The 15,458-nt window shown below is 70.2% G+C and carries 14 protein-coding genes; all 14 read left to right on the plus strand.

Going from position 1 to position 15,458, the window contains the following annotated elements; genetic code table 11:
• The 14 genes from carA (at window position 1) to hisI (ending at window position 15,453) form a co-directional block, all read left to right on the plus strand.
• Window positions 1-1,167 (plus strand): glutamine-hydrolyzing carbamoyl-phosphate synthase small subunit, encoded by a 1,167-nt coding sequence (gene carA / locus RWN05_RS09375; protein WP_064293840.1) that lies wholly within the window; start codon window positions 1-3, stop codon window positions 1,165-1,167.
• The gene (gene carB / locus RWN05_RS09380) at window positions 1,167-4,457 is read left to right on the plus strand and encodes a carbamoyl-phosphate synthase large subunit (protein ID WP_175115845.1); all 3,291 of its coding nucleotides are present in this window, start codon (window positions 1,167-1,169) and stop codon (window positions 4,455-4,457) included. Before carA ends, carB begins: the two co-directional genes overlap by 1 nt.
• Window positions 4,454-5,299 carry an orotidine-5'-phosphate decarboxylase gene (pyrF, locus tag RWN05_RS09385; RefSeq protein WP_314139357.1) on the plus strand — a complete coding sequence of 282 codons (846 nt, stop codon included), beginning with the start codon at window positions 4,454-4,456 and terminating at the stop codon, window positions 5,297-5,299. Before carB ends, pyrF begins: the two co-directional genes overlap by 4 nt.
• Before the next feature lie 28 nt (window positions 5,300-5,327).
• Complete coding sequence (gene gmk / locus RWN05_RS09390; protein WP_064293842.1) at window positions 5,328-6,206, plus strand: guanylate kinase; 879 nt, start codon at window positions 5,328-5,330, stop codon at window positions 6,204-6,206.
• A gap of 68 nt (window positions 6,207-6,274) precedes the next feature.
• A complete protein-coding gene (gene rpoZ / locus RWN05_RS09395; protein ID WP_056005756.1) occupies window positions 6,275-6,532 on the plus strand; it encodes a DNA-directed RNA polymerase subunit omega in 258 nt (85 codons plus the stop codon).
• Window positions 6,533-6,733: 201 nt separating this feature from the next.
• Window positions 6,734-7,927 (plus strand): methionine adenosyltransferase, encoded by a 1,194-nt coding sequence (gene metK, locus RWN05_RS09400; RefSeq protein ID WP_064293843.1) that lies wholly within the window; start codon window positions 6,734-6,736, stop codon window positions 7,925-7,927.
• A gap of 26 nt (window positions 7,928-7,953) precedes the next feature.
• Complete coding sequence (locus tag RWN05_RS09405) at window positions 7,954-9,888, plus strand: primosomal protein N' (RefSeq protein WP_240555449.1); 1,935 nt, start codon at window positions 7,954-7,956, stop codon at window positions 9,886-9,888.
• A 28-nt stretch (window positions 9,889-9,916) separates the two neighbouring features.
• Complete coding sequence (fmt, locus tag RWN05_RS09410) at window positions 9,917-10,846, plus strand: methionyl-tRNA formyltransferase (protein WP_314139358.1); 930 nt, start codon at window positions 9,917-9,919, stop codon at window positions 10,844-10,846.
• Window positions 10,847-10,950: 104 nt separating this feature from the next.
• Window positions 10,951-12,330, plus strand: coding sequence for a transcription antitermination factor NusB (locus RWN05_RS09415; protein WP_314139359.1), 1,380 nt, complete (start codon window positions 10,951-10,953; stop codon window positions 12,328-12,330).
• 10 nt (window positions 12,331-12,340) lie between these two features.
• The gene (gene rpe / locus RWN05_RS09420; RefSeq protein WP_314139360.1) at window positions 12,341-13,009 is read left to right on the plus strand and encodes a ribulose-phosphate 3-epimerase; all 669 of its coding nucleotides are present in this window, start codon (window positions 12,341-12,343) and stop codon (window positions 13,007-13,009) included.
• A 65-nt stretch (window positions 13,010-13,074) separates the two neighbouring features.
• Entirely contained in the window at window positions 13,075-13,338 is a 264-nt protein-coding gene (locus RWN05_RS09425; protein WP_064293847.1) for a phosphoribosyl-ATP diphosphatase, read from the plus strand.
• 76 nt (window positions 13,339-13,414) lie between these two features.
• Window positions 13,415-14,254, plus strand: a complete 840-nt coding sequence (gene hisG / locus RWN05_RS09430) for an ATP phosphoribosyltransferase (RefSeq protein ID WP_064293848.1) — start codon at window positions 13,415-13,417, stop codon at window positions 14,252-14,254.
• 48 nt (window positions 14,255-14,302) lie between these two features.
• A complete protein-coding gene (gene hisF / locus RWN05_RS09435) occupies window positions 14,303-15,067 on the plus strand; it encodes an imidazole glycerol phosphate synthase subunit HisF (RefSeq protein WP_071260176.1) in 765 nt (254 codons plus the stop codon).
• Entirely contained in the window at window positions 15,064-15,453 is a 390-nt protein-coding gene (gene hisI / locus RWN05_RS09440; RefSeq protein WP_064293850.1) for a phosphoribosyl-AMP cyclohydrolase, read from the plus strand. Before hisF ends, hisI begins: the two co-directional genes overlap by 4 nt.
• The last annotated feature ends 5 nt before the right edge of the window (window positions 15,454-15,458 follow it).

A 15,458-nucleotide genomic window follows, 5' to 3' on the forward strand; every position in this document is an offset into this window, starting at 1 on the left:
ATGACCTCCTTCACCCCACCCAGTCCAGCGGTACTCGTCCTCGAGGACGGCAACCGCTACGTCGGGCACGCCTACGGCGCGACCGGCCGCACGCTCGGCGAGGTCGTCTTCGCCACCGGCATGACCGGCTACCAGGAGACGCTGACCGACCCGTCCTACGCCGGACAGATCGTCCTGATGACCGCGCCCCACATCGGCAACACCGGCGTCAACCGCGAGGACATGGAGTCCGCCCGTGTCTGGGTCGCCGGATACGTGGTGCGCGACGCGTCGCGCGTCGTCTCCAACTTCCGAGCGGACCGCTCGCTCGACGACGAACTCGTCCAGGACGGCGTCGTGGGCATCAGCGGCATCGACACCCGCGCGGTGACGAGGCACATCCGTTCCGCCGGTTCCATGCGCGGCGGCGTGTTCTCCGGTGAGGACTTCGAACTGTCCGGCGCCGAACAGCTCAGTCTCGTCCGCGCCGGCGCGCAGATGGCCGGTCTGAACCTGTCGAGCCAGGTCTCCACGACCGAGCAGTACACCGTGCCGGCGGTGGGGGAGCGCGTCGGTTCCGTCGCGGTCCTCGACCTCGGCGTCAAGACGTCGACGCTCAACCACCTCGCCGCTCGCGGCTTCGACGTCGTGGTGCTGCCGCAGTCGGTGACCTCGGCCGAAGTCCTCGCGCTCGAACCGTCCGCCCTGTTCTTCTCCAACGGACCCGGCGACCCGGCTGCGAGCGACGCGCACGTCGCCCTCCTGCAGGACGTGCTCCGCGCGGGCGTCCCGTACTTCGGCATCTGCTTCGGCAACCAGCTGCTCGGCCGCGCGCTCGGATTCGACACCTACAAGCTGCCGTTCGGCCACCGCGGGATCAACCAGCCGGTCCTCGACAAGGCGACCGGTCGGGTGGAGATCACCTCGCAGAACCACGGCTTCGCGGTGGACCTGCCGATCGAGGGCCGCCACGAGACGCCCGCCGGGTTCGGCCTCGCGGAGGTCAGCCACTACAGCCTGAACGACGAGGTCGTCGAGGGCATCAACTGCATCGACATCCCCGCGTTCTCGGTCCAGTACCACCCCGAGTCCGCCTCGGGTCCGCACGACGCGGTCTACCTGTTCGACCGGTTCCGCGACCTTGTGACCGGCCACGCCACCACTTCCAGCACCAAGGAGAACAACTAGTGCCCAAGCGCGACGACATCAACAGCGTCCTCGTCATCGGCTCCGGGCCGATCGTCATCGGGCAGGCCGCCGAGTTCGACTACTCGGGCACCCAGGCATGCCGCGTGCTGCGCGAGGAGGGCGTCCGCGTCATCCTCGTCAACTCGAACCCGGCGACCATCATGACCGACCCCGACTTCGCCGACGCGACCTACGTGGAGCCGATCACCTGGCAGGTCATCGAGACGATCATCGCGAAGGAGAAGCCCGACGCGATCCTGCCGACCCTCGGCGGCCAGACGGCGTTGAACGCCGCGATCCAGCTGCACGAGCACGGCATCCTCGAGAAGTACGACGTCGAGCTCATCGGCGCGAACTTCGAGGCGATCAACAAGGGCGAGGACCGCCAGATCTTCAAGCAGCTCGTGCTCGACGCGGGCGCGGACGTGGCCCGCTCGTACATCGCCCACACGGTCGAGGAGGCCGTCGGCTACGCCGAGGACCTCGGCTACCCGCTGGTCGTCCGCCCCTCGTTCACCATGGGCGGTCTCGGCTCAGGCTTCGCGTACACCGAGGCGGAACTGCGCCGGATCGTCGGTGACGGCCTCCACCAGAGCCCGACCACCGAGGTGCTCCTCGAGGAGTCGATCCTCGGCTGGAAGGAGTACGAGCTCGAGCTCATGCGCGACACGGCCGACAACACCGTCGTCGTCTGCTCGATCGAGAACGTCGACCCGGTCGGCGTGCACACCGGCGACTCCATCACGGTGGCGCCCGCCCTGACGCTGACGGACCGCGAGTACCAGAAGCTCCGCGACATCGGCATCGACATCATCCGCGCGGTCGGCGTCGACACCGGCGGCTGCAACATCCAGTTCGCGGTCGACCCGGCCGACGGCCGCATCATCGTCATCGAGATGAACCCGCGCGTCTCGCGCTCGAGTGCCCTCGCCTCGAAGGCGACCGGCTTCCCGATCGCGAAGATCGCGGCGAAGCTGGCCATCGGGTACCGACTCGACGAGATCCCGAACGACATCACGAAGGTCACGCCCGCGAGCTTCGAGCCCACGCTCGACTACGTCGTCGTGAAGGTCCCGCGCTTCGCGTTCGAGAAGTTCCCCGCCGCCGACCCGACGCTCACGACCACCATGAAGTCGGTGGGTGAGGCGATGGCGATCGGACGCAACTACGCCACCGCCCTGCAGAAGGCGCTGCGGTCGCTCGAGAAGCGCGGTTCCAGCTTCCACTGGAGCGATGAGTCCCGCAGCGTCGAAGAGCTGCTCGAGGTCATGAAGACCCCGACCGACGGCCGCATCGTCGTCGTGCAGCAGGCGCTCCGCAAGGGTGCCACCGCCGAGCAGGTCTTCGAGGCCACCAAGATCGACCCGTGGTTCATCGACCAGATCGTCCTCATCAACGACGTCGCCGACTGGATCGCCGCGGCGGACCGCCTCGACACCGAGGTGCTCCGGACCGCGAAGAACCACGGCTTCTCGGACGCGCAGATCGGTCAGCTGCGCGGGTTCGGCGAGCAGGAGGTGCGTGAGGTCCGCCACATCCTGGGTGTCCGCCCGGTCTACAAGACGGTCGACACGTGCGCCGGCGAGTTCCCGGCCCTCACCCCGTACCACTACTCGAGCTACGACACGGAGACCGAGGTGGTCGCGAGCGACCGCCGCAAGGTGGTCATCCTCGGGTCCGGCCCGAACCGCATCGGTCAGGGCATCGAGTTCGACTACTCCTGCGTGCACGCGTCCTTCGCGCTGCAGGCCGCCGGTTTCGAGACGATCATGATCAACTGCAACCCGGAGACCGTCTCGACGGACTACGACACGAGCGACCGGCTCTACTTCGAGCCGCTCACGCTCGAGGACGTCCTCGAGGTCATCCACGCCGAGAGCGAGTCGGGCGAACTCGTCGGTGTCGTCGTCCAGCTCGGCGGCCAGACGGCGCTCGGGCTCGCGAAGGGTCTCGAGGCCGCAGGCGTCCCGATCCTCGGCACCACGCCGACCGCCATCGACCTCGCCGAGGAGCGCGGCCAGTTCCAGGAGATCCTGGACGCCGCCGGCCTCGTCGCACCGAAGAACGGCACCGCGGTGGAGATCGAGGGTGCGCTGCGCGTCGCCGAGGAGATCGGCTACCCGGTCCTCGTCCGCCCGAGCTTCGTGCTCGGCGGACGCGGCATGGAGATCATCTACGACAGCGCATCGCTCACGGACTACTTCGTGCGCATCGAGGACCAGGGCATCGTGGGCCCGGCCCAGCCGCTGCTCGTCGACCACTTCCTCGACGACGCGATCGAGATCGACGTCGACGCCCTGTTCGACGGCGAGGAGCTCTACATCGGCGGCGTCATGGAGCACATCGAGGAGGCCGGTATCCACTCGGGCGACTCGAGCTGCACCCTGCCGCCCGTCTCGCTCGGTCGCGCCGAGATCGACCGCGTGCGGAACGCGACGCTCGCGATCGCCCAGGGGATCGGCGTGCGTGGTCTCCTGAACGTCCAGTTCGCGATCGGCGCCGGCATCCTCTACGTCATCGAGGCGAACCCGCGTGCGTCCCGCACGGTGCCGTTCGTGTCGAAGGCGCTCGGCATCCCGCTGGCCAAGGCCGCTTCGCTCATCATGACCGGCGCGACGGTAGCCGAGCTCAAGGACTCGGGGCTCCTGCCCCCGGTCGACGGATCCCGCGTCCCGATCGACTCCCCGGTGTCGGTCAAGGAGGCCGTGCTGCCCTTCAAGCGCTTCCGCACGAAGGACGGCCAGATCGTCGACAGCGTGCTCGGTCCGGAGATGCGCTCCACCGGCGAGGTGATGGGCATCGACAAGGACTTCCCGCGCGCGTTCGCGAAGAGCCAGGAGGCGGCCTACGGCGGCCTGCCGTCGAGCGGAACGGTGTTCGTCTCGGTCTCCGACCGCGACAAGCGCTCGATCATCCTGCCGGTGCTGCGCCTCCAGCAGCTCGGGTTCGACATCCTCGCGACCGACGGCACGGCCGAAGTACTGAACCGGAACGGCATCAGTGCCCGGACGGTACGCAAGTACAGCGAGACCACGGCCGCGGGCGAGGACGACTCGATCGTCGACCTGATCAACCGCGACGAGGTCGACATGGTCATCAACACCCCGAGTGGCCGGTCGGCTCGCGCGGACGGCTACGAGATCCGCGCGGCCGCCGTCGCGGCCGACAAGCCGCTCTTCACGACGATCGCGCAGCTCACCGCCGCGGTCGGCTCCTTCGAGGCGCTCGGCGGTGGCTTCGAGGTCCGCTCCCTCCAGGAGTACGCACTCGATCGGGCTGCGCGCTCGTGACGGCTTCCTTCGGAACCCGACTGGACGAGGTCTTCGTCCGGTCGGGCCGACTCTGCGTCGGCATCGATCCGCACCGCTTCCTGCTCGAGGCGTGGGGACTGCCCGACACCGCCGCCGGCGCGGGGGCCTTCGGCCTCGCCGTCGTCGAAGCCGCAGCCGGTCGCGCCGGTATCGTCAAGCCGCAGGTGGCGTTCTTCGAACGGTTCGGGTCGGCCGGGTACATCGCCCTCGAAGGGGTCATCGCAGCGGCACGCGACGCCGGGCTCCTCGTGATCGGCGACGCCAAGCGCGGCGAGATCGGGACGAGCATGGAGGGCTATGCCGAGGCGTGGCTGACCCCCGGTTCACCGCTGGAGGTCGACGCCCTCACCGTGAACCCCTATCTCGGCTTCGGCTCACTGCACCCGGCACTCGAGCTCGCCGAGCAGCACGGCAAGGGCCTGTTCGTGCTGACGGCGACCTCGAACCCGGAGGGTCGCGACGTCCAGCTCGCCGAGGACAGCGCCGGCCTCACCGTCGCGGCGTCGATGGTCGACGAGATCGACCACTGGAACGCACGGCACCACCCCGGGTCGACCGGTTCGATCGGCGCGGTCATCGGTGCCACGCTCCGTCTCGAGGAGTTCGGCCTGACGGCGGTACCGCCGACGACCACGCTCCCGATCCTGGCACCCGGCTTCGGCCACCAGGGAGCCGCGGTCGCCGACCTCGGATCCATCTACGGCGACCTCGCGCCGGGCGTCATCGTGTCCGAGTCCCGGAGCATCCTCGCCGCCGGACCCTCGGGGATCGCGGACGCCGTCGAACGTTCCGTCGCAGCCGTGAGGAGCGCCCGTGGTTGACCAGGAGCAGGACCAGCCCAGCAGGAACATGCCGGAGGTCGACCGGGCCGCCGCGTCACGTGAGGCCGTTCGCAAACGTCGCGCCCGCGCGACCGTCAAGGCCTCCATCGCCTCCGGCGCCCGCACCCCGTTGGAGGTGCTCGACGCCGCGACCGCCGATCCGGACGGCATCGAGGGCGGCATCCGCATCACCGAGTACCTCCTCAGCATCCCGAGTGTCGGCGTCACCAAACTCGGGCGGATCCTCGAATCGCTCGGTATCTCCTCGGTCAAGCGCCTCGGCGGTCTCGGTCGACTGCAGCGGGATCGCCTCCGCGCCTTCATCGCAGAGCGCTACCCGGGCACGGCGCGCAGCCGACTCGTCGTGCTCGCCGGTCCGACGGCCGTCGGCAAGGGGACGGTCGCCGCGTACATCCGCGACCACTACCCGGAGGTGCACCTCTCCGTCTCGGCCACGACGCGCAAGCCGCGGCCTGGGGAGCAGCACGAGGTGAACTACTACTTCGTGACCGACGACGAGTTCGACGGCCTCATCGAGGGCGACCGCCTGCTCGAGCACGCCACGGTCCACAACGCGTACCGCTACGGCACGCCACGCGAGCCGATCGAGCGTGCGCTCGCAGCCGGCGACAGCGCGCTGCTCGAGATCGACATCCAGGGCGCCAGGCAGGTCCGGGAGGCGATGCCGGAGGCGACCCTGGTGTTCCTGCTGCCGCCCAGCTGGGACGAACTGGTCCGTCGACTCGTCGGACGGGGCACCGAGGACGAGGAGGAACGGGAGCGCCGACTGCGTACTGCGAAGGTCGAACTGGCCGCCGCGGACGAGTTCGACCACCGTGTCGTCAACGACGACGTGGCCCGCGCGGCCCAAGAGGTCGTAGACTTGATGAAGATTCACGGGGATTGACGTCCGACGCGCACCCCGCATCGATCCGATCTTCCCCGAACACAACCACACGAGGAGTGTGAACCTGCATGGCTGACAAGCTCAAGGGCATCATCGACCCGCCCATCGACTCCCTGCTCACCAAGGTCGAGTCCAAGTACGCACTCGTGATCTTCGCGTCCAAGCGCGCGCGCCAGATCAACGACTACTACGCCGACCTCCACGAGGGCAGCCTGTTCGACAACGTCGGGCCGCTGGTCGACTCGTCCGTCGAGGACAAGCCGCTCTCGATCGCGATGCACGAGATCAACGAGGACAAGCTCCAGATCAAGCCGATCGCCGAATAACGCTTCACCACGACGAATCCGCCGGGCGCCAGACGACCGGCGGATTCGTCGTGTCGGGCCCGTTCCCACCACCGCGACGCCCTGCGTCACAGGCGGACGACGTGTCCGAGGCCTCGACTAGAGTGATCAACGGTCGGGCCCCGGAACACCACGACGGCCGATCCCTCCACCATCGCATCACCACTTCCGACGGGAGACCGCATGACCGAGCTGCGCCTGTTCACCTCCGAATCCGTGACCGAGGGGCATCCCGACAAGATCTGCGACCAGATCTCGGACAGCATCCTCGACGCGCTCCTCGAGGTGGATCCGCGCAGTCGAGTCGCCGTCGAGACGCTCGTCACCACCGGGCTCGTCCATGTCGCCGGTGAGGTCTCCACGAGCGGCTACGTCGACATCCCGACGATCGTCCGCGAGCGCATCCGGTCCATCGGCTACACCTCGTCCGACATCGGATTCGACGGCGACTCCTGCGGCGTGAGCGTGTCGATCGGCTCGCAGTCCGCCGACATCGCCGCCGGAGTCGACCACGCCTTCGAGTCCCGCGAGCAGTCCAGCGTCGACGCCTACGACCTCCAGGGCGCCGGCGACCAGGGCATCATGTTCGGGTTCGCGACCACCGAGACGCCGCAGTACATGCCGCTGCCCAGCTGGATCGCGCACCGTCTCGCAGAGCGACTCGCCGAGGTACGCAAGTCCGGCCAGCTCGACTACCTGCGCCCGGACGGCAAGACCCAGGTCACCATCGGGTACGACGGCTTCCTCCCGAAGACCGTGGAGACGGTCGTGGTCTCCACGCAGCACAATCCGGGTGTCTCCACGGAGCAGCTGCGCCGCGACGTCCAGCGTCACGTCATCGAACCGGTCCTCGCGACGGTCGAGCTCGACAGCTCGAACGTGACGCACCTGATCAACCCGACCGGCATCTTCGTCGTCGGTGGCCCGATGGGCGACGCCGGGCTCACCGGACGCAAGATCATCATCGACACCTACGGCGGAGCGGCTCGACACGGCGGTGGGGCCTTCAGCGGGAAGGACCCGTCGAAGGTGGACCGCTCGGCCGCGTACGCCATGCGCTGGGTGGCGAAGAACGCGGTCGCCGCCGGATTCGCCGAACGTCTCGAGGTGCAGGTCGCCTACGCCATCGGCAAGGCCGCGCCGGTCGGACTCTACGTCGAGACCTTCGGGACGGCCCATGTGCCGGAGGCCGACATCACGCGCGCGATCCGCGACGTCTTCGACCTCCGTCCGGCCGCGATCATCGCCGACCTCGACCTGATCCGCCCCATCTACGCCGCCACGGCGGCGTACGGGCACTTCGGCCGCGAGCTCCCCGACTTCACGTGGGAGCGTCTCGACCGGGTGGAGGCGTTGCGGTCAGCAGCCGGGCTGTAGCCGTGGTCGGCGCGAGGGTCGCGAGGGTGGTGCTCGACTCCCCGTTGCCACAGCTCGACCACCTGTTCGACTACGCCATCCCCGACGAACTGGCCGACGACGCCGTGCTCGGCGCGCGCGTCTCGGTCCCGCTGCGCTCGGCGGGTCGGTCGGCGAACGGGTTCATCGTCGACCTCGCCGACTCGAGCGAGTTCGGCGGAGCGCTCAGCCCCTTGAGCTCGGTCGTCTCGTCGGTGCCGGTCCTGACCCCGAGCCTGTGGACGCTCGCACGCCGTGTCGCGGACCGCAGCGCCGGCAGCGCCATGGACGTCCTGCGTCTCGCCATCCCGCCGCGACAGGTCCGGGTCGAGAAGACCTGGACCGCCGCGACCCCGCCGGAACCTCCGTCGGTCGAGCGGCGCACCGTCCCGGGGTACGCCCCCGGCACCCTCGACCGTCTCGCGCCGGGGGAGCGGTACGCGATCAGCGCGATCCCCACCCTGACCGCGACGAGCGCGGGCGTGTGGCTCCCGGACTGGTCGTTCACGCTGGCGGCTCTCGCCGTGAACCAGCTGTCCGAGGGGAGGAGTGCGATCCTGTGCGTCCCCGACTACCGGGACGTCGAACACCTCCTGGCGGCGCTCGACGACCTCGGTGTCGGTGCCGCGGTCGCGAGGGCTGATGCGAAGCAGACCCCGGCTGCTCGCTACCGCGCCTACCTGGACGGCCTGCATCCGGTGCCCCGGATCGTCGTCGGCAATCGGTCGGCCGTCTATGCACCGGCGCACGACCTCGGACTCATCGCCCTCTGGGACGACGGCGACCCCCTCCACCAGGAGCAGCTCGCCCCCTATGTGCATGCCCGCGACGTCGCGTTGACCCGGCAGGAGATGAGCGGCTCCGCCCTCGTCTTCGCCGCGCACTCACGCAGTACCGAGACGCAGCGACTCGTCGAACTCGGCTGGCTGCGCGAGGTCGCACCGACCCCGCCGATACGACCGAGAGTCGTCGTGTCCCGGGCGAGTGGCGACGACGCCATGACGAGCCAGGCGAGGATCCCGTCGAGCGCCTGGCGCGCGGTCGACGAGGCACTGCATCACGGACCCGTGCTGGTCCAGGTCGCGCGGCCGGGGTACGCGCCGCACCTCGCCTGTCGCCGGTGCGGGACGAGGGCCCACTGCTCGGTGTGCCACGGTCCACTCCAACTCGTCACAGCCCGTTCGCAGCCCTCCTGCCGGTGGTGCGGTCACCTCGCGGCTGGGTGGTCGTGCGAGACCTGTCACGACACCGCGTTCCGTGTCACGGCCGCCGGCACCGGCCGGACCGCCGAGGAACTGGGCCGGGCGTTCCCCCGGTACCGGGTCGTGGTGTCGGACGGCGACGCCCCCAAGTTCGAGGTCGGCCCGGAGCCGGCGCTGGTGATCGCGACCCGAGGCGCGGAGCCCGTCGCTGCGGGCGGCTATGCCGCCGTCCTCCTGGTCGACGCCGACCGCATGCTGGCGCGGGAGTCGCTCCGTGTCGCCGAGGACTGCCTACGGTGGTGGTCGAACGCCGCAGCCCTGGCCGCTCCACGCGCGCCGGTGCTGCTGATCGGCGTCGAGGCCCCCGTGGCGAACGCCTTCGCCCTCTGGCAGCAACCGCGGTTCGCGAGCGAGGAGCTCGCCGAGCGCCGAGAGCTCGGGTTCCCTCCCGCGGTCCGGAGCGCGACCCTCACCGGCACCCGCGACGCCGTCGATGCCGCTCTCGCCGCGCTGCCCGCCGAATACCGGAGCCGCGTGCTCGGCCCGACCGTCGACGAGGCGGGCGACAGCGTCGCGATCCTGCGGGTCGACTACGGCCATGCCAGGGCGGTCGCCGAGCAGTTGCGGGCGACCGTCGTCGCGCAGGCGGCGAAGCGTCGACGGCCGACCCCCGGCAGGCGGGCGCCGAAAGCCCCGCCTACACTCAGAGTACGATTCGACGATCCGGAGATGCTGTCATGATCCACCCCGTCCACGAAGTCCGAACCGCATGAGGCTGGTCTTCGCCGGCACCCCCGCCGTCGCCGTCCCGACGCTCGACGCCCTCGTATCGGCCGGGCACGAGATCGCGGCCGTCGTGACCCGACCCGACGCCCCGCTCGGCCGCAAGCGGGTCCTGACCCCGTCGCCGGTGGCAGCGGCCGCCGAACGGCTCGGGCTCCCGGTCATCCGCGCTGCACGTCTCGACGACGACGCGACGGCGCGGATCGTCGCGCTCCGTGCGGAACTCGGCGTGATCGTCGCGTATGGCGGGCTCGTCCGTGAACCCCTCCTGTCCGCGCCGGCACACGGTTGGATCAATCTGCACTTCTCGTTGCTGCCGGCCTGGCGCGGCGCGGCGCCCGTCCAGAGGTCCGTGATGGCCGGGGACGCGGTCACCGGCGCGTCGGTCTTCCAGCTCGTGCCGGCTCTTGACGCCGGAGACGTCTTCGCCACCGTGGAGACGCCGATCACCGAGGGCGAGACGTCGGGGGAGCTCCTCGACCGGCTCGCCGAGCTCGGCGCACCGCTCACTGCCGAGGTCGTCGCCGCCATCGCCGCCGGCACCGCGGTCGCGGCCCCGCAGCAGGGCGAGGTGTCCCTCGCGCCGAAGCTCGACGGCCAGGACGGCCGGATCGTCTGGGACCGCCCCGTCGCCGACGTGTGGTCGCAGATCCGCGGGGTCACCCCCGAGCCGGGCGCGTTCACCGTCCTCGACGAGGCGCGGGTGAAGGTGCACCGCGCCGTCCCCGTGTCGACCATGCCGACGGATCCGCCGGCGCCCGGGACGATCGTGTCCGTCGACGGCCTCGTCCTGGTCGGCACGGCGGACACCCCGTTGCAACTCCTGGAGGTGCAGCCGGCGGCACGGACGGCGATGCCGGCCGCCGACTGGTGGCGCGGTGCGTCCACGGGAACCGATCGGTTGGTCACCGCGTGAGCGGCCAGCAGCCCGAGGGCCAGCGACGCCGCGACCGACGGCCCCGCGACGTGGAACCCCGTCGAGGACGCCAGCGTCCCACGCGTCCGCGTGACTCGGCGACCGTGCAGCCGGCACGCCGAGTGGCCTTCGACGTCATCCACGCCGTCAGCACCTCGGACGCCTACGCGAACCTCCTCCTGCCGCACCGGCTGGCCGAGGCGAAGTTGAGTCCGGCGGACGCCGGCCTCGCGACCGAACTGACGTACGGCACCCTCCGCCGACGCGGGTACTACGACCGGGTCATCGCGCACGCTGCCAAGCGTCCCGTGACCGAGATCGACGACGCGATCCTCGACGTCCTGCGGCTCGGAGCCCATCAGCTGCTCTCCATGCGCGTCCCAGGCCACGCCGCCGTGAACGAGTCGGTCGAGCTCGCCCGCTCCGCGGGTTCACGGTCCGCAGCCGGCTTCACCAACGGCGTCCTCCGCACCATCTCGCGGACCGAACCCGCCGAGTGGGAGCGGATCCTGCTGGCTGAGGCCACGAACGACACCGATCGCCTGGCCGTGAGCACCGCACACCCGGCGTGGGTCGTTCGGGCCATCAGACAGGCGCTCGATCTGCAGGACCGCGGCGACGAACTCGAGGACGCGCTGGCCGCGGACAACCTCGCCCCACAGGTGAACCTCATCGCACTCCCGGGGCTCGCCGACCGGCCCGAGGACGCCGAACCCAACCGGTTCTCGCCGTACGGCTTCCGCAGCGCCGGCGGCGACCCGGTGCAACTCGTCGGGACCGGCGGCGGGCGCCTCCGCGTCCAGGACGAGGGCTCGCAGCTCGCCGCGCTCGCGCTGACGCGGGCGGTGCCGGTGCGGTCCGGCGAGCGATGGCTCGACCTCTGTGCGGGGCCTGGGGGCAAGGCGGCGCTGCTGGCCGCCGAGGCCCTCGCCGGGGAGGCACGCCTCGACGCGAACGAACTGGTCCCCGCCAGGGCCCGTCTCGTTGAGCGCGCCCTCGCAGGCGTCCCGCTCGACGTGTCGGTCTCGACCGCCGACGGTACGACGCTCGCGGCAGCGCATCCCGAGACCTACGACCGCATCCTCCTCGACGCCCCGTGCACCGGGCTCGGCGCGCTGCGACGACGACCGGAGGCGCGGTGGCGGAAGACGCCGAAGGACGTCTCCGAGCTGACCCGTCTGCAGGGCTCACTGCTCGATGCCGCCATAACCGCGCTCGCTCCCGGCGGGATCGTGGCGTACGTGACGTGTTCGCCGCACGTCGGCGAGACGGCACTGATCGTGGAGAGCGCCCTGCGAGCCCATCCCGGGATGGAGCGGCTCGACACCTCCGCGGTGCTCGACCAGGTCACGACCGAACCGCTCGACGCCGCGGCACCCGGTGGCGCGGTCCAGCTCTGGCCGCACCGCCAGGGCACCGACGCCATGTACATCGCCCTCCTTCGCAAGCCTGCGGAGTCGGCCGGACCCGCTGTCGATCGATAGGCTCGAGCACATGTCCGCGCGCATCAACCCGAGCATCCTGTCCGCCGATTTCGTGAACCTCCAGGCCGACCTGGAGCGGATCGCGAGCGCCGACCTCGTCCATGTCGACGTCATGGACAACCATTTCGTCCCGAACCTCACGTTCGGTCCGCAGATGGTCGGTCGCATCCAGGACGTGTCTCCGGTCCCGCTCGACGTCCACCTCATGATCTCGGACGTCGATCGATGGGCTCCCGGCTACGCCGAGCTCGGGGCGTACTCGGTGACGTTCCACGCCGAGGCCACCAGCGACCCCGTCGCCCTCGCCAGACGCCTGCGTTCCATCGGGGCACGCGCCGGGATCGCCGTGAAGCCCGGCACGCCCATCGAGCTGTACCTGGAACTCCTGCCGGAGTTCGACCAGGTGCTCGTCATGACGGTCGAGCCGGGGTTCGGCGGACAGTCGTTCATGCCGGAGACCATGCCGAAGCTGCAGGCGCTGTCGGCCGAGGTCGCGCGCACCGGTCTCGACGTCTGGCTCCAGGTCGACGGCGGGATCTCCGCGGACACGATCGGGATCGCTGCCGCCGCCGGCGCGGACACCTTCGTCGCGGGGTCGGCGGTCTACAGCGGTTCCGATCCGGCGTCGAACATCGCGCTCCTCCGGGCCGCCGCCGAGGCGTCGACGCACACCCACTGACCCGGCGGGCCGGTCGAGCGCGTCCGCGGTGCGCACCGCCGCCCGGAACCGGTACCCTGGAGCACGTGAAAACCTTCGACGAGCTGTTCGACGAGCTGCGCCTGAAGGCCGAGACCCGGCCGGAGGGTTCCGGCACCGTCCGCGAACTGGACACGGGTGTGCACGGCATCGGGAAGAAGATCGTCGAGGAGGCCGCCGAGGTCTGGATGGCGGCCGAGTACCAGAGCGACACCGAGACGGCCGAGGAGATCTCCCAGCTGCTCTACCACGTGCAGGTGATGATGGTGGCGAAGGGGCTCACCCCCGCCGACGTCTACCGACATCTGTAGGAGCTCGTCGCGGCGCATCCGCCGCGCCTCCTGATCACCCTGTCGAGACACCGTCGCACAACACGAAAGTCACCCCATGCTGAGAGTCGCCGTGCCCAACAAGGGCTCGCTGTCCGAGACCGCCGTCGAGATGCTGCAGGAGGCCGGCTACGCGACCCGTCGCGACACCAAGGAGCTCCACGTCGTCGACGCACGGAACGACGTCGAGTTCTTCTACCTCCGTCCGCGCGACATCGCGACCTACGTCGGTTCCGGCGCCCTCGACATCGGCATCACGGGGCGCGATCTGCTCCTGGACTCGCACTCCGCCGCCACCGAACTCGCCGAGCTGGGCTTCGGCGGCTCGACGTTCCGCTTCGCCGGTCCTGCCGACGAGTTCTCCGAGCTCTCCGATCTCGCGGGGAAGACCGTCGCCACCAGTTACCCCGGCCTCGTCGGCAACTTCCTCCGCGACGCCGGTGTGGATGCCACGCTCGTCCACCTCGACGGTGCGGTCGAGTCGGCGGTCCAGCTCGGGGTCGCGGACGCGGTGGCGGACGTCGTGTCCACCGGCACGACCCTCCGGAAGGCCGGCCTCGGCATCTTCGGCCCGGTGATCCTCGACTCCACCGCCGTGCTCATCGCGTCGCCGGAGACGAAGCCCACCACGGCGACGCTCATCCGCCGCCTGCAGGGCGTGCTCGTCGCGCGGCAGTACGTGCTCGTCGACTACGACCTCCCGGTCCGGCTGCTCGAGCAGGCGACCGCCGTCGCCGGTGGCATCGAGTCGCCGACGATCTCGCCGCTCCGCGACCCAGAGTGGGTGGCGGTCCGGGTCATGATCCCTCGCGGCGACGCGAACGACGTCATGGACCGCCTCTACGAGCTCGGCGCACGCGCCATCCTCGTCACGGCCATCCACGCCGCCCGACTCTGAGTCGCCCCCTCCATCATCACCCGCCCCAGTCGCCCTGCGGAGGCCTCCGTGTCACTCGCCACCCGAGTCATCCCCTGTCTCGACGTCGCCGACGGGCGCGTCGTGAAGGGCGTCAACTTCCTCGACCTCCGCGATGCCGGCGATCCCGTCGAGCTCGCGAAGCGCTATGCCGAACAGGGCGCCGATGAACTGACCTTCCTCGACGTCACGGCCACCGTCGCCGAACGCGACACCACCTACGACCTCGTCAGCCGCACCGCCGAGCAGGTCTTCATCCCGCTCACGGTCGGCGGCGGGGTCCGCTCGACCCAGGACGTCTCCCGGCTCCTGGCCAGTGGGGCGGACAAGGTCGGCGTGAACAGCGCCGCGATCGCCCGGCCGGAGTTGCTGGGGGAGATCGCCGACCGCTTCGGCGCTCAGGTCCTCGTCCTGTCCCTGGACGTGAAGCGACACGTCGGCAGCGCATCCGGATGGATCGTCACGACACACGGCGGCCGACGAGAGACCGAGCTCGACGCGCTCGCCTGGGCCGCCGAGGCTATCGAACGCGGTGCGGGCGAGCTGTTGGTGAACTCGATCGACGCCGACGGCACCAAGGCCGGGTTCGACACCGAGCTCATCAGCGCCATGCGCGAGATCAGCCGGGTTCCGGTCATCGCGTCCGGGGGAGCAGGCCGCCTCGCCGACTTCCCACCCGCGATCGCCGCGGGTGCCGACGCCGTCCTCGCCGCGAGCGTCTTCCACAACGGCGAGTTGACGATCGGCCAGGTCAAACAGGAACTCGCCGACGCCGGTTGGACGGTGCGGGCATGAGCGCGGACATCACCATCCCGGTGGGCGCCGATCCGGAGACCGCGATCGGGCAGCTCACCTTCGACGCGCATGGCCTGCTGCCCGCGATCGTGCAGCAGTGGGACTCACGCGAGGTGCTCATGCTCGGGTGGATGGACGCCGAGGCCGTCCGCCGGACGATGACCGAGGGGCGGGTCACCTACTGGTCCCGGTCACGACAGGAGTACTGGCGCAAAGGGGACACCTCCGGCCACGTGCAGTTCGTCCGGGCGCTCGCCTACGACTGCGACGGGGATACCCTGTTGGTGGAGGTCGATCAGCACGGTGCCGCCTGCCACACGGGGACGCGCAGCTGTTTCGACGGCCGAAGCCTCGACGTCGTCGCAGCACCGACGCCGACACCATGAATCGA

The organism is uncultured Plantibacter sp. (assembly GCF_963518075.1).
Classification (GTDB): Bacteria; Actinomycetota; Actinomycetes; order Actinomycetales; family Microbacteriaceae; genus Plantibacter; species Plantibacter flavus_A.